This is a genomic window from Cellulosimicrobium sp. XJ-DQ-B-000 (assembly GCF_031119065.1).
GTDB classification, from domain to species: Bacteria; Actinomycetota; Actinomycetes; order Actinomycetales; family Cellulomonadaceae; genus Cellulosimicrobium; species Cellulosimicrobium funkei.
Genome location: NZ_JAVHYN010000010.1, coordinates 45,741 through 63,154 on the forward strand (window position 1 = coordinate 45,741; position 17,414 = coordinate 63,154).

13 protein-coding genes and 1 tRNA gene are annotated in these 17,414 nt (G+C 74.6%); 7 read left to right on the forward strand and 7 right to left on the reverse strand.

Annotated elements, in window-relative coordinates; all coding sequences use genetic code 11:
* Positions 1-10 precede the first annotated feature (10 nt).
* On the reverse strand, positions 11-1,420 hold the full coding sequence (locus RDI86_RS13415; protein ID WP_076406164.1) for a D-arabinono-1,4-lactone oxidase: 1,410 nt from the start codon (positions 1,418-1,420) through the stop codon (positions 11-13).
* 44 nt (positions 1,421-1,464) lie between these two features.
* On the opposite strand from RDI86_RS13415, the gene RDI86_RS13420 reads away from it, so the two are divergent.
* The 3 genes from RDI86_RS13420 to rlmB all read left to right on the forward strand — a co-directional run bounded on the left by RDI86_RS13420 (position 1,465) and on the right by rlmB (position 5,501).
* Positions 1,465-2,730, forward strand: a complete 1,266-nt coding sequence (locus RDI86_RS13420) for an alanine racemase (RefSeq protein WP_168944574.1) — start codon at positions 1,465-1,467, stop codon at positions 2,728-2,730.
* Positions 2,731-2,804: 74 nt separating this feature from the next.
* Positions 2,805-4,235, forward strand: a complete 1,431-nt coding sequence (cysS, locus tag RDI86_RS13425) for a cysteine--tRNA ligase (RefSeq protein WP_076406166.1) — start codon at positions 2,805-2,807, stop codon at positions 4,233-4,235.
* Positions 4,236-4,484: 249 nt separating this feature from the next.
* Positions 4,485-5,501 carry a 23S rRNA (guanosine(2251)-2'-O)-methyltransferase RlmB gene (gene rlmB, locus RDI86_RS13430; protein WP_034654007.1) on the forward strand — a complete coding sequence of 339 codons (1,017 nt, stop codon included), beginning with the start codon at positions 4,485-4,487 and terminating at the stop codon, positions 5,499-5,501.
* Between the two features lie 75 nt (positions 5,502-5,576).
* Here the strand turns inward: rlmB and RDI86_RS13435 are convergent, their stop codons facing one another.
* The 5 genes from RDI86_RS13435 to RDI86_RS13455 all read right to left on the reverse strand — a co-directional run bounded on the left by RDI86_RS13435 (position 5,577) and on the right by RDI86_RS13455 (position 12,536).
* Positions 5,577-6,842: a DUF4032 domain-containing protein gene (locus RDI86_RS13435; protein WP_034654006.1), complete on the reverse strand. Its 1,266-nt coding sequence runs from the start codon at positions 6,840-6,842 to the stop codon at positions 5,577-5,579.
* Between the two features lie 70 nt (positions 6,843-6,912).
* Positions 6,913-8,586, reverse strand: coding sequence for a discoidin domain-containing protein (locus tag RDI86_RS13440; protein WP_168944573.1), 1,674 nt, complete (start codon positions 8,584-8,586; stop codon positions 6,913-6,915).
* 215 nt (positions 8,587-8,801) lie between these two features.
* Positions 8,802-9,926 carry an ABC transporter ATP-binding protein gene (locus tag RDI86_RS13445; RefSeq protein ID WP_043660349.1) on the reverse strand — a complete coding sequence of 375 codons (1,125 nt, stop codon included), beginning with the start codon at positions 9,924-9,926 and terminating at the stop codon, positions 8,802-8,804.
* A 280-nt stretch (positions 9,927-10,206) separates the two neighbouring features.
* Positions 10,207-11,061 (reverse strand): trehalose-phosphatase, encoded by an 855-nt coding sequence (gene otsB / locus RDI86_RS13450; RefSeq protein WP_251177686.1) that lies wholly within the window; start codon positions 11,059-11,061, stop codon positions 10,207-10,209.
* Positions 11,058-12,536, reverse strand: coding sequence for a trehalose-6-phosphate synthase (locus RDI86_RS13455; RefSeq protein ID WP_308200599.1), 1,479 nt, complete (start codon positions 12,534-12,536; stop codon positions 11,058-11,060). Before RDI86_RS13455 ends, otsB begins: the two co-directional genes overlap by 4 nt.
* Before the next feature lie 216 nt (positions 12,537-12,752).
* On the opposite strand from RDI86_RS13455, the gene RDI86_RS13460 reads away from it, so the two are divergent.
* From RDI86_RS13460 to RDI86_RS13475, 4 genes are all read left to right on the forward strand, one after another.
* On the forward strand, positions 12,753-14,492 hold the full coding sequence (locus RDI86_RS13460; protein WP_308821572.1) for a serine/threonine-protein kinase: 1,740 nt from the start codon (positions 12,753-12,755) through the stop codon (positions 14,490-14,492).
* 55 nt (positions 14,493-14,547) lie between these two features.
* Positions 14,548-15,123, forward strand: a complete 576-nt coding sequence (locus tag RDI86_RS13465) for a hypothetical protein (protein WP_308821573.1) — start codon at positions 14,548-14,550, stop codon at positions 15,121-15,123.
* An 88-nt stretch (positions 15,124-15,211) separates the two neighbouring features.
* Entirely contained in the window at positions 15,212-16,063 is an 852-nt protein-coding gene (locus tag RDI86_RS13470; RefSeq protein WP_076406173.1) for a DsbA family protein, read from the forward strand.
* Positions 16,064-16,180: 117 nt separating this feature from the next.
* Positions 16,181-16,256, forward strand: a tRNA-Thr gene (locus RDI86_RS13475).
* A 141-nt stretch (positions 16,257-16,397) separates the two neighbouring features.
* On the opposite strand, the gene RDI86_RS13480 is transcribed toward RDI86_RS13475, so the two are convergent.
* Positions 16,398-17,276 (reverse strand): SGNH/GDSL hydrolase family protein, encoded by an 879-nt coding sequence (locus tag RDI86_RS13480; protein ID WP_083711973.1) that lies wholly within the window; start codon positions 17,274-17,276, stop codon positions 16,398-16,400.
* Positions 17,277-17,414: the final 138 nt, after the last annotated feature.

A 17,414-nucleotide genomic window follows, 5' to 3' on the forward strand; every position in this document is an offset into this window, starting at 1 on the left:
ACGTCGCCGGTCAGCGCCGCGCGGCCGGGGCCGGGCCGAGCACGCGGTCGGTGTAGCCGTTCGCGAACACGCCCTCGGGGTCCGTCGCGTCGCGGACGGCGACGGCGTCGTCGAACCGCGGGTAGAGCTCCCGGAACCGGTCCGCCGCCAGGCCGTGCATCTTGCCCCAGTGCGGGCGGCCACCCACCTCGGCGACGATGCGCTCGACGGCGTCGAAGTACCGCTCGTGCGGCAGGCGCGCGTACTGGTGCACGGCGACGTAGGCGGTCTCGCGCCCGTGGGCCGTGGAGAGCCACACGTCGTCGGGCGCCGCGAACCGGACCTCGACGGGGAACGGCACGTGCTCGCCGGACCGGTCGAGCCACGCGTCGATGCTCGACAGCACGTCGACGAGGTGCTCGCGCGGCACGGCGTACTCCATCTCGCGGAACCGGACGCGGCGCGACGTGACGAACACGTGGTGCGACGGCGCGACGTACGTACGCGGCGCGAGCGCCCGCGCGGAGACCGCGTTGAGGCGCGGCGTGACGCGCGGGACCGCGGTCGCGAGCCGGTTCACGAGCTCGAACGCCCCGTTCGACAGGAGCTCCTCGTCGACCCACGTGCGCGCCCGCGCGACCGGGCCGGGTCCGGTGGTGCGCAGGCGTTCCAGCTCGACGGCCTCCTCGTCGGGCGCGAGGCGGTTGTTGCGCTTGGTCAGCGCCCGGCGCGTGTGGGGGAACCAGTAGAACTCGAAGTGGTCGTTGCCGCCGACGAGCCCGTCGGGGTCGTCTGGCGTGCCGAGCCGCTCGAGCACGCGGTCGAGCGGCCACGGCTCCTCCTGCGCGCGCAGGAGGAACGCCGGGACCACCTCGAGCGTCACCGCGGACAGGATGCCCGTGACCCCCAGCCCGAGCCGGCTGACCTCGAACAGGCCCGGCTCGTGCCCGGGCGACGCCTCGCGCACCTCGCCGTCGGCCCCGACCACGCGGACGCCGCGCACCTGCGTCGCCAGGCCGCCGAGGCGTGCCCCGGTGCCGTGCGTGCCGGTCGAGATCGCGCCCGCGACCGACTGCCTGTCGATGTCGCCGAGGTTGCGCATCGCGAGCCCCGCGGCGGCGAGGGCCTCGTTGAGCCGGTGCAGGCGGATGCCCGCCCCGACGGTCACGAGGATCGCGTCGCCGTCGGTGCCGTCCGCCCCGCCGCGTGCGATGCGCTCGACGAGGCTCAGCCGGTCGAGGTCGAGCAGCAGGCCGTCCGTCACGGCGGCCGGGGTGAACGAGTGTCCGGCGCCCACCGCGCGGACGGGCATCCCCTCCGCCGCGGCGCGGGCGACGAGGCCGCCCAGCTCCGCCTCGTCGCGCGGCGAGGCCCGACGGCGCGGCGTCGCGGAGGCCGTGCGGGCCCAGTTGGTCCAGGAGAGGGCGTCGTCGCTGCTCACAGGTCGTACTGTCTCACGCCCGACGGGTGGCGTACGTTCTCCCCATGACGACCCACACGGCACCGGGGGCGGACCAGGGCGCGGGCCCGCAGGACCGTGACGAGCGGGGCGCGACGCCGTCGCTCCTGGCCCGCCTGACCCGCGCGACCGCGACGCTCGACGGCCCGCTCGCCGTCGTCGACCTCGACCGGTTCGACGCCAACGCCGACGAGCTGCTCGCGCGCGCGGGCGGGGTCCCCGTGCGGGTCGCGTCGAAGTCCGTGCGGGTGCGCTCCCTCGTCGCGCGTGCGGGCGAGCGGGGCTTCCAGGGCGTCATGGCGTACTCGGTGCGCGAGGCGCTGTGGCTCGTCGAGTCGGGCGTCCACGACGTCCTCGTGGGCTACCCGTCGGTCGACCGCGGGGCGCTCGCGGCGCTCGCCCGCCACGAGGCCGGCCGGCGCGAGGTCACGCTCATGGTCGACGACGCCGCGCACCTGGAGCTCGTGCGCCACGCGCTCGCCGAGACCGGCACCGGGGACGAGCCGCCCGTGCGGGTGTGCCTCGACGTGGACGCGTCGCTGCGCGTGGGCCTCGGTCTCGTGACGGTCCACCTGGGCACGCGCCGCTCGCCCCTGCACGGTGCGCGCGACGTCGCGTCGCTCGCCGCCCGGGTCGTCTCGACGCCCGGTCTCGCGCTGCGGGGCCTCATGTTCTACGAGGCGCAGGTCGCCGGGATGCCGGACTCCAGCCTCGCCGTCCGCGCGGTCAAGCGGCTCTCGGTGCTCGAGCTGGGCGAGCGGCGCGGCGAGGTCGTCGCGGCGGTGCGGGACGTCGTCGGGCACGACCTCGAGCTCGTGAACTCGGGCGGCACGGGGTCGCTCGAGACGTCGTCCGCCGACGCGGTCGTGACCGAGGTGACGGCCGGGTCGGGCCTGTACGTCCCGGGCCTGTTCGACGAGTACCGCGCGTTCCGGCCCCGGCCGTCGGCGTTCTTCGGCCTCGACGTCGTGCGCGTCCCGGGCCCGGGCTGGGCGACGGCGTTCGGCGGCGGGTACGTCGCGTCCGGCCCGGCGACCCGCAGCCGGCTGCCGCGCGTCGTGACGCCGGGATGGTCGCTCACGGGCCGCGAGGGTGCGGGCGAGGTGCAGACGCCGCTGCACCGGTCGCGCGGCGCCGGGGCGCCCGACCTGGGCGTGGGAGACCGCGTCTGGTTCCGCCACGGCAAGGCCGGCGAGGCCATGGAGCGGTTCGACCGCGTGCACCTCGTGCGCGGCGACGAGGTGGTCGACGTGGTCCCGACGTACCGCGGCGAGGGCAAGAGCTTCGGCTGACGCGGCGAGGACGGACCGGGAGTCGCCACGGCGCCGCTTCGGCCGCGACGGTGCGTCCCCGGTACCCTTGCGGCGTGACCCTTCGCCTGTTCGACACCGCCACGCGGGACGTGCGCGACTTCGTCCCCCTGACCCCGGGCGAGGTCGGCATCTACCTGTGCGGCGCCACCGTCCAGGCCGCCCCCCACATCGGGCACATGCGCTCGGCCGTCGCGTTCGACGTCCTCGTGCGCTGGCTCCGGCGCGGCGGCGCGCGGGTGACGCTCATCCGCAACGTCACCGACATCGACGACAAGATCCTCGCGAAGTCCGCCGACGCGGGCGAGCCCTGGTGGGCCTGGGCCGCGACGTACGAGCGCGCGTTCACCGCCGCGTACGACGCCCTGGGCGTGCTGCCCCCCACGTACGAGCCGCGCGCGACGGGCCACGTCCCGGACATGGTGGAGCTCATGCAGCGCCTAGTCGAGCGCGGCCACGCCTACACCACGGGCCCCGGCGACGTGTGGTTCGACGTGCGGTCCTGGCCCGAGTACGGCGCGCTCACCAACCAGCGCCTCGAGGACCTCAACCCCGTGCCCGACGACGTCCCCGCCGACGCCGAGGAGGCCGCCGCCAAGCGCGACCCGCGCGACTTCGCGCTCTGGAAGGCCCCCAAGCCGGGCGAGCCGGAGACCGCGTCGTGGGACACGCCGTTCGGGCGCGGCCGTCCGGGCTGGCACCTCGAGTGCTCCGCCATGGCGCGCCGCTACCTCGGCGACACGTTCGACCTCCACGGGGGCGGCCTCGACCTGCGCTTCCCCCACCACGAGAACGAGCAGGCCCAGTCGCGCGCCGCGGGCTACGGGTTCGCGCAGCACTGGCTGCACAGCGCGTGGGTCACGCAGGGCGGCGCCAAGATGAGCAAGTCGCTCGGCAACGGGCTGCTCGTGCGCGAGGTCCTCGCGACCACGAGCCCCGCCGTGCTGCGCTACGCGCTCGCGTCCGTGCAGTACCGCTCGATGCTCGAGTGGACGCCCGCCACGGTCGTCGAGGCCGAGGCGACGTGGGAGCGGCTGGCGGGCTTCGTCGAGCGGGCGACCGAGCGGGTGGGCGGGGTCGACGACGTGCGCGACGCCGAGCTCCCGACCGCCTTCACCGCGGCGATGGACGACGACCTCAACGTGCCGGCGGCGCTGGCCGTCGTGCACGAGCACCTGCGCGCGGGCAACGCGGCGCTCGCGGACCGGACGACGGCCGCGGACGCCGTCGCGCGCCACCACCTCGTGGCGGTGCGCGCGATGCTCGACGTGCTCGGGCTCGACCCGGGCGACGCGCAGTGGGCCGACCGCGGCGACTCGCGCTACGCGGCGGTGCTCGACGCCGTCGTGGGCGCGGAGCTCGCGGCGCGGGCCGAGGCGCGCGCGTCGCGGGACTTCGCGACGGCCGACGCGATCCGCGACCGGCTCGCCGCGGCAGGCGTCGCGGTCGAGGACTCGGCCGACGGCGCGCGCTGGACCCTCGCCTGACGCCCACCGGACGACGGCCGGGAACCACCCGCCGGCGCACGAGACAGAGCTCCGGTAGCACGAGATAGAGCTCCGGTAACGCGAGGTAGAGCTCTGGTAGCGCGCGGGAGAACCCTGGTGACGACCACGGTTCCCCCTCGGCGGGGTGTCTGGGGGACACTGGACCCAGGAGCGAGACACGCACGCCGGGCGCCGAACCCGACGTGGACTGACCTGAACTGACCTGAACGACGACACGATCGGTGCACCATGGCTGGCAACTCACAACGACGCGGCGCGACCCGCAAGCCCGGAAGCAAGAAGGGCGCGACCGTCGGCTCGGGCGGGCAGCGGCGCAAGGGCCTCGAGGGCCGCGGGCCGACCCCGAAGGCCGAGGACCGCGTCTACCACGCGGCGCACAAGCGCAAGGTGGCCGACGAGAAGCGCGCGACCGGGCGCGGCGGCCCGGCGCGCGGCACCGAGCGTGCCGGCACGTCGCGCGGCGGGGCCTCGCGCGGTGGCGGCCCCAAGGGCCGCGGGTCGGTCCAGGAGGTCGTCGCGGGTCGCAACTCGGTCCTGGAGGCGCTGCGCGCGCGCATCCCCGTCGAGGTGGTCTACCTCGCGTCGCGCCTCGACGCCGACGACCGCACGCGCGAGATCGTCGACATCGTCGCGGGCCGCGGCTACGACCTCCTCGAGGTGGGCAAGCCCGAGCTCGACCGTCTCACCGACGGGGCCGTGCACCAGGGCGTCGCGATCAAGGTCCCGCCGTACGAGTACGCGGACGTCGACGACCTGCTCGACGCCGCCGAGGAGTCGGGGCGGCCGCCGCTCGTCGTCGCGCTCGACGGCGTCACGGACCCGCGCAACCTCGGCGCGGTGCTCCGCTCCGCGGGCGCGTTCGGCGCGCACGGCGTCCTCGTGCCCGAGCGCCGCGCCGCGGGCGTCACCGCGTCCGCGTGGAAGGTCTCGGCGGGTGCCGCCGCGCGCGTCCCGGTCGCCCGGGCGACCAACCTCGTGCGCGCGCTCGGTGAGCTGAAGAAGGCGGGGTGCTTCGTCGTCGGGCTCGACGCGGGCGGCACCACGGCGATCGGCGACCTCGAGCTCGCCACCGAGCCGCTCGTCGTCGTCGCGGGGTCGGAGGGCAAGGGCCTGTCCCGCCTCGTGCGCGAGGCGTGCGACGTCGTCGCGTCCATCCCCATCGGGTCGGACACGGAGTCGCTCAACGCCGCCGTCGCGACGGGCATCTCGCTCTACGAGGTCGCGCGCCTGCGGCGCGAGGCCTGACGCCGGCGCGCCCGGCAGCACTCACCGTCACGCGTCGCCCCGCCGGTCCTCGGACGGCGGGGCGACGCGCGTCCGTCAGCCGTAGTACTCGGGGTCCTTCTCGCCCGGCGCGAGGCCGAGGATCGCCTTCTCGTCCGGGCGGTGGCGCAGGACGTTCTCCACGTACGACTGCGTCGCCTCCGCCATCGGCACGTCGCGACCGGCGCGCTCCGAGATGAACCAGCGGTGGTCGAGGATCTCGTGGAAGAGCTGCGCCGGCTCGAGCTTGCGGCGCAGGTTCCGCGGCACGGCCTGGATCGTGGGCTCGAACACGCCGCTCAGCCAGTCGTGCGCGACGAACTCCTCGTCGTCGTTCTGCCGCTCGGCCGCCGCGCGGAACGAGTCCAGGTCGTTGAGCAGACGGCGGGCCTGGTTCTCCTGCACGTCGAGGCCGGTGAGGCGCAGCAGGCGTCGCGAGTGGTGCCCCGCGTCCACGACCTTCGGCTGGATCTGCACGGTCGTGCCGTCGATGTCGGTCGTGATCGCGAGCTCGTCGACGTCGAACCCGAGGTTGTTGAGGTGCTCGATGCGGGCCGCGACGCGCCACCGCTCGTTCGCGTCGAACGACTCGGACGTCGTCAGCGCCTCCCACAGCTCCTCGTAGCGCGCGACGAGCGCGTCGCCGATCGCGACCTCGTCCACGTCCTCGTCGAGCAGCTCGCCGGCGGCGAGGTCCATGAGCTCGCCGATGATGTTCGTGCGCGCGAGGTCGACGTCGTACGAGCGCTGGCCGGGGGAGAGCTCGCGGTGCAGGTCACCCGTCTCGGCGTCCACGAGGAAGGCGGCGAACGTCTCCGCGTCGCGCCGGAACAGCGTGTTCGACAGCGACACGTCGCCCCAGTAGAAGCCCACGAGGTGCAGGCGCACGAGGAGGACGGCGAGCGCGTCGATGAGGCGCGTGGCCGTGTCCGGCCGCAGCGACTGGCTGAACAGCGCGCGGTAGGGGAGCGAGAACTGGAGGTGCTCGGTGATGAGCACGGCCTCGAGCCGCTCGCCGTTCGCGTCCTGGCGTCCGGTGATGACGCCCACCGGGACGACGCTCGGCACCTCGAGCCGGCGGAGCTGCCGCAGCAGCTCGTACTCGCGGTACGCGACCGTCTCGCCGATCTCCTTGATCGCGATCACCCGCCCGGAGAGGCGGACGAACCGCACGATGTGCCGCGAGATGCCGCGGGGGAGGGCGGCGAGCGTCTCCGCCGGCCATTCCTCGAGCGGGACGTCCCAGGGCAGGTCGAGGAGCGCCGGGTCGGGGGCCGACGCGGTGATCTGCAGGTTGTGCACCGTCACGGGTCCATTGTCCATGGTCGTGGGGCCCGGGCGGGGCGGGCCCGACCCGTGAGGTCGGACCCGCCCCGCGACGAGGTGCTGCAGGTCAGGCGCAGGCGACCGCGTCGTGGTCGACCTCGACCGTCGACGTGACGTCCTCGCCGTCGACCGTCGCGGTGCCGGTGACGGTCACCGACCCGTTCTCGACGGAGGTGGAGCGCACCGCGAACGACTGGTACGCGTTCGCGCCCGGGGCGACGTCGGCGACCTCGCGGGTGCCGTACGGCGTCGCGAGCGTCACGTCGACGGGCTGGTCCTCGCCGTTCGTCGCCCGGACGGCGACGTACGCCTGGCCGGCGAGGCAGCGGGCCTGCACCTCGACGTCGAGGTCGAGCTGTCCGGCCGGTGCGCCGTAGACCTCGAGCTCGTAGAGGGAGAAGCCCCACTGCGTCGCGCGCTCGGTGAGGTAGAGCCGCACGTGCCGGCCCGTCCCGGTGATCTCCAGGTCGTCGAACCCGCCGTCACCGTCGGTGACGGTGCGGACCGTGGTCCAGGTCTCGCCGTCGGGGGACGTCTGGACCTCGTAGCCCGACCCGTACGCCGTCTCCCAGTCGACGACGACGCGGCTCAGGTCGTAGCTCGCGCCGAGGTCCACCGCGATCCACTCGGGCTCGCTCCACGCGCTGCTCCAGCGGGTCCCGGCGTTGCCGTCGACCGCCTTCTCGGGCTCGTGGCCGGCCTCGTCGATGCTGGAGGCCGTCACGGGCCGGCCCAGGGCGAGCGAGTCCTCGTCCTCCTCGCCGCCCCCGTCGTCGGACCGGAAGCAGCGCAGGTACTGGTAGGACTCCGCGGAGGTCTCGAACGACGGTGCCCAGTCCCACTCGTAGGTGAAGTACTCGACGTAGGGCTCGGCCGCGGCGATGATCGCCGGGAGGTCGAGCTCGCCGCGGCCGAGCGCGACCTGCCGCATGTCGCCCGGCGCGTCGACGTTCACGGCGTCCTTGATGTGGAGCAGCTCGATGCGGTCCCCGTGCTCCTCGATCCACGCCGGGACGTCGAGGCCGGCGTCGGCGGCCCAGCCGACGTCGAGCTCGAACGTGACGTAGCGCGGGTCGGTGTTCTCCTCGATGACCTCCCAGGCACTGACCGTCTCGCCCGTCCCCGGGTGGGTGTACCGCGTGGTGAACTCGCTCTGGTGGTTGTGCAGCACGATCTTGTTCGCGCCGTTCTCGTGCGCGTACTTCCCGAGCTCGTTCACGTACGCCGCGGTGGCGACCGCCTCGTCGTAGGTGCCGTAGCCGCCCGCCATGCCGCCGGTCCCGATGTAGTCCTGGCCCAGCGCGACGGCGTACGCGACCGTCGCGGGCCACGTGGCCCGGTCCGTGCTGCCGTGGCTCGACGACACCTGGAGGCCGTGCCGGTCGAGGATCGCCCGGTAGTCGTCGACCGGCATCGCGTAGGGCTGGTTGTACGGCTCGACGTTCGTGAACCCGGCCGCGGCCACCTCGCCGAGCACGCGGTCGAGGGTCTCCGGTGACGGGGTCCCCGAGCCGCCGAGCTCGCCCACGTGCGTGTAGAGCTGGATCGAGATCTTGGAGTCGGGGAGGCCGTCGTCCGCGTCGCACGTGACGGCGGCGGTGGTCGACGGACCCGCGGACGGCGCGGGCCCGACGGGCGCTGCGACGGCCGGCGCGGTGGCGAGCGCGGTCGCGACGAGCGCGCCGGTGGCCAGCGCCGCGCCGAGGCGCCGGGCGCGCGGGGAGGGGGACGGGATCTGCATGAGGCTCCAATTGACAGCGTTGTCGATTTGGGTGACGAACAGACGACTTTTGGCGTCGTGTGTGCAAAAGCAGTCTTGAGGTCCCCCATGACCCTGTCAAGGGCACGGACCCGGCGGGTCGGCGGGAGGGCGCGCCTCGCCGTCGCGAGCCCGGAACGCCGCAGGGCGGGCCCTCCCGACCGGGAGGGCCCGCCCTGCGGCGGTGGTGCGGGGTGTCAGCTGATGCGCTGACCCGAGGCGGCACCGAAGACGTGCGACTGACCCGGGCGGATCGTCACGTAGATGCGCTCGCCCTTGGCCGGGACGTTGCGCGGGTCGACGCGGACGATGACCTGGTTGTCGCCGGCGCCCGAGTGGACGTCGGCCTGCGAGGCCAGGTCACCCTTGAGCGTGCCGTAGACGAACGCGTCGGAGCCGAGCTCCTCGACGATGTTGACCTCGACCGGGAACGCAGCCTCGTTGGCCTGCGACACGACGTCGAGGGCCTCGGGACGGAAGCCGATCGTCACCTTGCCGTTGTCGGCCTCGGTGATCTTGGCGGCCGTCTCGCGCTCGAGCGCGATGCGCGCGGGGCCGACCTCGGCGACGCCGTTGCTGACCGCGAACGTGCCGATGTTCATCGCCGGCGAGCCGATGAAGCCCGCGACGAAGACGTTGGCCGGCGTGTCGTACATCTCGCGCGGCGTGCCGACCTGCTGGAGCAGGCCGTCCTTGAGGACCGCGATGCGGTCGCCCATGGTGAGGGCCTCGGTCTGGTCGTGCGTGACGTAGACCGTCGTGACACCGAGGCGGCGCTGGAGCGACGCGATCTGGGTGCGCGTCTGGACGCGGAGCTTGGCGTCGAGGTTCGACAGCGGCTCGTCCATGAGGAACACCTGCGGCTGACGGACGATCGCACGGCCCATCGCGACGCGCTGGCGCTGACCACCGGAGAGCGCCTTCGGCTTGCGGTCGAGGTACTCGGTGAGGTCGAGGATCTTCGCGGCCTCCTCGACGCGCTGGCGGATCTCCGCCTTCGGCGTGCCGGCGATCTTCAGCGCGAAGCCCATGTTGTCCGCGACGGACATGTGCGGGTACAGCGCGTAGTTCTGGAACACCATCGCGATGTCGCGGTCCTTCGGCTGGACGTCCGTGACGTCGCGGTCGCCGATGTAGATGTGTCCGCCGTTGACGTCCTCGAGGCCCGCGAGCATGCGGAGCGAGGTCGACTTGCCACAGCCCGAGGGGCCGACGAGGACGAGGAACTCGCCGTCCTCGATGTGCAGGTTGAGCTGGTCCACGGCAGGACGCTCGGTCCCGGGGTAGACGCGGGTTGCGTGGTCGTAGGTGACCGTAGCCATGACTGGTACATCCCTCCACCGGCAGGTACGTGCCGGACGATCCGTTGTGCAGTGACGTGCCACGTCGACGTAGCTGTTCGCGATGGCGGACGAGCGTGTCTTCGACGACACAGAAGAAGTCGGACCCCCTCCGGAACGGGCAGGGGACCCGACGTCATCGTGGACCCGATCCTACTCCCGGTCCTGAGTGCTTCGTCACAGCGTCGGTCACGATCCGGTAGCGGTTCGGTGCGGGCGGCAGGGCCCGCCGGACGCGCGCCCGGCGGAGCCTGCCCCGGGATCAGGCCTCCCGGCGCTCCAGGAGGTCCGCGAGGAGGTCGAGCACCGCGGCGAGCGCGTCGGCGTCGGGCACGCGCTGCTCGGCGAGCGTGTCGCCGTCGCCCACCTTGACGCCCAGGTCGCCCGGGCCGAGCACGGCGAACGCCGTCTCGTCGGTCGTGTCGTCGCCCGCGTAGAGCACGCGCGTGCGCGCGTCGGGGCGCCCGGCGTCCTGCCCGACGACGTCCCGCAGCCGGTCCACCGCCTCGCCCTTCGACGTCTCGACGACCGCGACCTCGACGACGTCCTTCCCGTGCATCGCGTGCAGCCCGAGCCGCTCGGCGACCGCGTCGGCCAGGTGCTCGGCGGCCTGCGTGTCCGCCGCCGAGGCGAGCCGCGTGTGCAGGACGGCGGCGCTCGGCTTCTCCTGCACCCACGCGCCCTCCCGCCCCGCGACGGCCTCGGCCATGCCCGCGCGCAGGGCGGCGAGGTGGTCGGCCTGCTCCGGCGTGAGGTCGAGCGGGACGGCGTCGAGCCCGTCCTCGGTCACGTGCCCGGTCTCGGCGCCGTGGCTGCCCACGAGGTACGTGCCGACGGGCGGCTCGCTGCGCTCCGCGAGGTCCGCGAGGTTGCGGCCCGAGACGAGGGCGAGGCGCGTCGTCGTGCCGACGAGCGCGGCGGCCAGCCGGTCGACGGCCGCCCGGGCGGACGGCGCCATGCGCGCGGCGAGCGGGTCGTCGACGAGCGGCGAGAGCGTGCCGTCGAAGTCGAGCGCGACGAGCCGCGCGGCGGGTGCGCCGTCCGCGTCCGCCGCGAAGGCGCGCACGGCGTCGGCGACCGGCCCGGGCACGGGCGCGGGGTGGTGCGTCGCGGTCACGCGCCCTGCTCCGCGGGCTCGTCGGCGCCCTGGCGGGCGTCCTGCGGCGCACCCGGCTCGTCGTCCCCCGGGCGGCGGCGCGGCACGCGCGACGGCATCGCGGTGAGGACGCCGAGGAACGACTCGGACCACCGTGCGACGTCGTCGGTGAGGACCTTGCGACGCAGCCGGCGCATGCGCTTGCGCTGCTCGCGGTGGTCCATGTGCGCGGCCGCGACGATGATGTCCTTCATCCCGTCGATGTCGTGCGGGTTGACGAGGAGCGCGCCGGACGAGAGCTCGTCGGCGGCCCCGGTGAACTCGGAGAGCACGAGCACCCCGCGGTCGTCCGAGCGGGCCGCGACGTACTCCTTCGCGACGAGGTTCATGCCGTCGCGCAGCGCCGTGACGAGCATGACGTCGGCCGCGAGGTACAGCGCGGCCATCTCCTCGGGCGGGTAGGAGTGGTGCAGGTAGTGGATCGCGGCGTGCCCGATCTCCGCGTACTCGCCGTTGATCCGCCCGACCGCGCCCTCGACGTGCTCGCGCAGCTCCTGGTAGGCGTCGACGTTCTCGCGGCTCGGGCTCGCGACCTGGACCAGCGTGGCGTGCTCGACGTCGAGGCGGCCGTCCTGCAGCAGCTCGCCGTACGCCTTGATGCGGTGCCGGATGCCCTTGGTGTAGTCGAGGCGATCGACGCCGAGCATCATGATGTCCGGGTCGCCGAGGTCCGCGCGGATCTCGCGCGAGCGCTGCTGGACCTCGGGCGTGCGGGCGAGCTCGTCGAACCGGCGCGAGTCGATCGAGATGGGGAACGCGGCGGCGCGGACGTGGCGGTCGCGCCCGTCCTCGCCCGGGACCGTGATGATCGGCCCGCGCGTCGTGTGGGCGCGCAGCCGTCGCACCGCGCGGATGAAGTTCGCGGCGTCGCCCGCGCGCTGGAAGCCCACGAGGTCCGCGCCCAGCAGGCCGTCGATCACCTGGCGGCGCCACGGCAGCTGCTGGAACAGCTCGAGCGGGGGGAACGGGATGTGGTTGAAGAACCCGATCCGCACGTCCGGGCGCTGGGCGCGGATCATCTGCGGCACGAGCTGGAGCTGGTAGTCGTGCACCCAGACGACGGCGCCCGGTGCCGCCTGCGCGACGGCGGCGTCGGCGAAGCGCTGGTTGACGCGGCGGTACGCGTCCCACCACGTGCGGTGGTACGTGGGCGGCGAGATGACGTCGTGGTAGAGCGGCCAGAGCGTGTCGTTCGAGAAGCCCTCGTAGTACCGCTCGATCTCGTCGGCCGAGAGCGTCACGGGCACGAGGCGCATCTCGTCGGCGTCGAACGGCTCGCTCGCCAGGTCGGGCGCGCCGGACCAGCCGACCCAGGCGCCGTCGGACGCCTGCATGACGGGCTCGAGCGCCGTGACCAGGCCTCCGGGCGACCGCTTCCACTCGATCTCACCGCCGGGGCCGACCGTGAAGTCCACGGGCAGCCGGTTGGCCACCACGACGAGATCGAATCCCTCTTTGCCTGTCAATGGACCTCTCCTTGAGCTTCGATGAATCGCGCCTGGGCGGCCCAGGGTAGTCCGCTCGTCGGGCGCATGGACGGGTCGTCCGGTGCCGGTCGCGTGCCGGACGCCGCCCCGGGCCGGGTCGCCCTCCGGTCCCGTCGGGGCCGCACCCTCCAGCGCCGGCCCGTCCACTGCGGCTACCTTGTCACCATGGAGGAGCCCACGCAGCGCGTCGAGGCGCGGAACGTCGCCGGGGGGCCGTCGCGCGGACCCGCACCCGGCAGCGAGGTCGGGGGCTACCACATCGGTGCGCGGCTCGGGTCCGGCGCCATGGGCACCGTCCACAGCGCGCACGACGGCGGCGGCAACCTCGTCGCGATCAAGCTCCTGCACGCGCACGTCGACCTCGACGCCGCCGCGCAGGGCCGCGAACGGCTGCGCCGCGAGGCCCGCGCCCTCCAGCGCCTGCGGCACCCCGCCGTCGCGCAGATCCTCGACGTCGAGCTCGACGGCCCGGACGCGTTCATCGTCACCGAGCTCGTCGACGGACCCACGCTCGAGGACGAGATCGCCGAGGGCGGGCCGCTCGACGCCTGGGACCTCTACGAGCTCGCCGACCAGCTCGCCGCGGCGCTCGAGGCCGTGCACGCGGCCGGCGTCGTGCACCGCGACCTCAAGCCGAGCAACGTCATGGTGTCCTCCCGGGGACCCGTGCTCATCGACTTCGGCATCGCCCAGGGGCTCGAGGACGCGCGCGTCACGTCCACGGGCCTCGTCATGGGCACCCCGGGGTACCTGGCGCCCGAGCTGCTCGAGGGCGCGGCCCCCAGCGTGGACACCGACTGGTGGGGGTGGGCTGCTCTGCTCGCCTACGCGGCGACCGGACGGGCGCCGTTCGGCGTGCGCCCGACGGACGTCGTGCTCGCCCGCGCGCGCAGCGGACGCCCCGACCTCGCCGGCCTGGGGCCCGTCACCGCGCACGCGATCGGTCGTGCGCTGCACGCCGACCCGGCGCAGCGCCTCGGGCCGACCGAGGTCGTGGCCGCCCTGCGGCACGCGGCCGACACCGGCGACGCCGCGCCCGCGACCCAGGTGGTCGCGCCGCCCACCGGACCGACCCAGGTGGTGCCGCCCGTCGCCGTCGTGCCCGGCGGCACGGGGGCCCAGGCGTGGACCGGCGCGTCCGCGTGGACCGGCCAGGCCCAGGTCGTGCCGCCGCCCCTGCCCACGTCGCAGGCGCAGGTCAACGACGGCCGCACGATGGCCGTCCCCGTCGGGCACGACCTCATGGACGACCTCGGCGCCCCTCCCCTCGGCGAGGACGGCGAACCGCTCTACGTGCGCCCCGTGCCCGCGGCACGGCGCACCGCGCTGCTCCTGCTCGCCGTGCCGCTCGTGCTGCTCGGCGGGACGTACCCCGGCGTGGCGTTCGTCGTGCTGTCGGTGCTGGTCGTGCTCGCGCGCGTCGTCGGCGTGACGACCGAGTCGCTGCACGCGCGGCGCGAGCGGCGCGGCGTCTCGTCGCGGGACACGGTGCGCGCGGTCGCGGCGTCGCCGTGGTACGTCGTGCGCGCGCTCGTCGGCGCGCTCCCGTCCCTCCTGGTCGCGGCGTGCGCCGCGGTGCTCGTGGTCGTGGCCGGGTGGTGGTTGCTCGAGTCCGACCGCTGGGTCGTCGTCGAGGGTCCCGACGGCGGCAACGCGCCCGTCGTGACGACCGCGCTGCTGTGCCTCGCGGCGGTCGCCGCGGTGACCTTGGCCTGGGTCGGGCCCCTGACGCACCTCACGCGGTACGGGACGCGGACCGCGCTGGCGCGGCTCGCCCCCGGCCGCACGGGGACGCTCGTGCTCGCCGGCCTGGGTCTCGTGCTCACCGTCGTGTCCCTCGTGCTCCTCGGGGGCGACCCGGGCGTCACCTGGTGGCCGTTCCCCGGCCCGCCGTCGCTGCGCTGAGCCGGCACCGGCCCTTCCCAGCCCGCTGCCAGGCCGCGCGCGTAGGATGGGCGCCGTGCTCCGGACGACGGTGCCGCGCGCCCTGTCGCGCGGCGTGACGCGCACGTCCGTCGTGCCCGCAGCCGGCCGTCTGCTCGGCCCCGCGCTCCTGCTCCTCACCCTCCTCGCCGCCGTGGTGACGCACCTCGCCGACCGCGGGTACGCCGTCGTGCACCAGTGCGTGACGGTGCCGGGGGTGTGGGGAGCCGCCGGGATGCACCTCGCGCTCGTCCACGAGGTGCCGGACTGCCCGTCGGGCACCGCGCTCGGGGGCGACCCGGCCGCCATGGTCACCGTCGTGGGCGCGCTCGCGCTGCCCGTCGTCGTGGCCCACGCGGCGGCGGCTGCCGTCGCGTGGGGGCTCTCCGCGTGGGCGCGACGCGCGCACGAGCGCTCCCGCGCCGTCGTGACCGGGGCCGGGCGTGCGCTGCGCGCCGTGCTCCGGGGGGCGCTGCGCCCCGTGGGGTCGCTCGCCGGGGTCGCGCGCCGCGTCGTGCGCCCGGTGCCCGACGCCGTCCCCACCGCGCTGCACCACCTCGCCGACGCGGTGGTGCGCACCCGGCGCGGGCCTCCGCAGGTCGCGCTCGTCTGACGACGTCGTCGGACGCACGGCCCGCGCGACCCCGTCGGCGCGCACCCTGCCACATCCCCAGCTCTCGGCACTCCCTCGGAGGACGACCATGCCCAGCAACGAAACCCAGACCAAGGCCCAGCGTCGCGAGGCCGCACGCGCGGAGGCGCTCGCGCTGCGTGAGGCGCAGGCCAAGCGCGACAAGCGCAACCGCCTCATCACGATCGGAGCGCTCGTCGCGGGCGTCCTCGTCCTCGTCGGCGTGTTCCTCGCCGTGTGGATCCCGGCCATGAACGACCGGAACAAGACGATCGACGCCGTCGCGGCGGGCAACCTCGCCGACGTCACGAGCCCCGCCACGAGCGACGCCGAGGACGGCGGCATCCCGATCGGTGCGGACGGCGCCGCCGGGACGCAGAACGAGGGTGCCGTCGAGGTCGGGGTCTACCTCGACTACATGTGCCCCATCTGCGGCCAGTTCGAGGAGACGAACGGCGCGACGCTCGACCAGCTCCGCGAGTCCGGTGACGTGACCGTCGTGCTGCACCCGATCTCGATCCTCGACCGCGTCGCGCAGTCGCAGCAGTTCTCGACGCGTTCTGCCGCCGCGGCGGCCTGGGTCGCCGACCGCGCGCCCGAGTCGATGAACGACTTCAACACCGCGATGTTCCAGAACCAGCCCCAGGAGGGCAGCGAGACCCTGACCGACGCCCAGATCGCCGACATCGCGGAGCAGGCGGGCGTGCCCGCCGACGTCGCCGCCGGCATCGAGGACGGGACGGCCGTCGAGACGTTCGGCGACTGGGTCGCGACGGCGTCGAGCCTGGTGAACCAGGACACGTCGCTGCACGGCGAGCGCGGGTTCGGCACGCCGACGATCACGATCAACGGCGAGCGGTGGGACGGCAACTGGAGCGACCCGAACGCGCTCCCGCAGGCCGTCACCGCCGCCCAGGGCTGACCGGCACGTCGTCGGTGTCCTGACCCGCGCCGCCCGCGCCGTGACCGGCGCGGGCCGCCGACCGGGGCGCGCCGGGCGAGCAGGTAGTCTGTTCGCTCGCCCGGCAGCCCCGGGAACGCCGCCTTAGCTCAGCCGGTAGAGCACTCGCCTTGTAAGCGAACGGTCGTCGGTTCGAATCCGACAGGCGGCTCCACCACGACGCCCCCGGCTCCACGGAGCCGGGGGCGTCGTCGTGCCGGTGCGCACCGCGGGGTCAGCAGTCGGTCGGCAGTCGCTGCCCGGATCGGTGGTGGCGCGAGCCGATCTCGGCAGGTGCTGCCGAGGTCGCCCGCGCTCAGCGGTCGGCGAGCGGGACGGGCAGGAGCTCGGGCGCCTTGGGGAGCCGCCCGTCGCCCGACGACGTCCCGCGCAGCCGCCGCTGCGCCCACGGCACGACGTGCGTGCGCACCCACTGCGCGTTCTGCCGCGCGCGGTCGAGAGCCGGCGCGGGCGGGAGGGGAGCCAGCGGGTCGTCCCACGCGGCGTCGTCGGGCGCCTGGCCGAGCGCGACGAGCGCCGCCTGGGCGACCCGCGCGTGCCCCGCGGGCGTCAGGTGGATGCGGTCCTCCGACCACACGCGCCAGTCCTGGAGCGCGCGCATGCCCCACAGGTCCAGCACGTATGCGCCCTGTCGGCGCGCGATCGACCAGATGTGGGCGTTGTACACGCCGACGCGCGGGCGCGTGAGGCCGACGAGCGGCGACTGCGAGGCGTCGAAGCCGGTGGCCATGAGCACGTCGATCCCCGCGCCGCGCAGGCGCGAGACCGCGTGCTCGAGGTTGCGTGCGAGGCGGTCGACGTCGGCGTTCGGCCGCAGGATGTCGTTGCCGCCGCCGATGACGCTCACGAGGTCCGGCCGGAGCTCGAGCGCCGCCGGCACCTGCTCCGTCAGGATCGAGCGCAGCTTGCGCCCGCGGATGGCGAGGTTCGCGTACCGCAGCGGGTCCTCGCCGGCGGCGACGCGCCGGGTCGCGAGGTGCTGGGCGAGGAGGTCGGCCCATCCTCGCTGGTGGTCCTCCTCGCCGGGATACGGGTCCCACAGCCCTTCGGTGAACGAGTCGCCGATCGCGACGTAGCTCGTCCAGCGCGGAGCGGGGTCGTCGGGTCGGCGTGCGTCGGCGGTGTCACCGGCCAGGGGAGTGGTCGTCGGGTTCTGCGTCGTCACCCGCCCCATTCTGCTCCTGCGGGGCGGCGTGCCGTCGACCCGGCGATCCTGGCGGGTCGAGCAGGTGGTCCTGGCGCGTCACGCGGCGCGGACGGGCCAGGACCACCTGCTCGGCCGCGGGCGGGGGGCCGGGGGCCGGGGGCCGGG

Excerpts from the sequence above, each read along its gene's own strand:
- RDI86_RS13440 (WP_168944573.1), bottom strand. The coding sequence starts at position 8,586 with ATGCAGATCCCGTCCCCCTCCCCGCGCGCCCGGCGCCTCGGCGCGGCG.
- rlmB (WP_034654007.1), top strand. The coding sequence starts at position 4,485 with ATGGCTGGCAACTCACAACGACGCGGCGCGACCCGCAAGCCCGGAAGC.
- RDI86_RS13480 (WP_083711973.1), bottom strand. The coding sequence starts at position 17,276 with ATGGGGCGGGTGACGACGCAGAACCCGACGACCACTCCCCTGGCCGGT.
- RDI86_RS13445 (WP_043660349.1), bottom strand. The coding sequence starts at position 9,926 with ATGGCTACGGTCACCTACGACCACGCAACCCGCGTCTACCCCGGGACC.
- RDI86_RS13420 (WP_168944574.1), top strand. The coding sequence starts at position 1,465 with ATGACGACCCACACGGCACCGGGGGCGGACCAGGGCGCGGGCCCGCAG.
- RDI86_RS13460 (WP_308821572.1), top strand. The coding sequence starts at position 12,753 with ATGGAGGAGCCCACGCAGCGCGTCGAGGCGCGGAACGTCGCCGGGGGG.
- RDI86_RS13435 (WP_034654006.1), bottom strand. The coding sequence starts at position 6,842 with ATGGACAATGGACCCGTGACGGTGCACAACCTGCAGATCACCGCGTCG.
- RDI86_RS13470 (WP_076406173.1), top strand. The coding sequence starts at position 15,212 with ATGCCCAGCAACGAAACCCAGACCAAGGCCCAGCGTCGCGAGGCCGCA.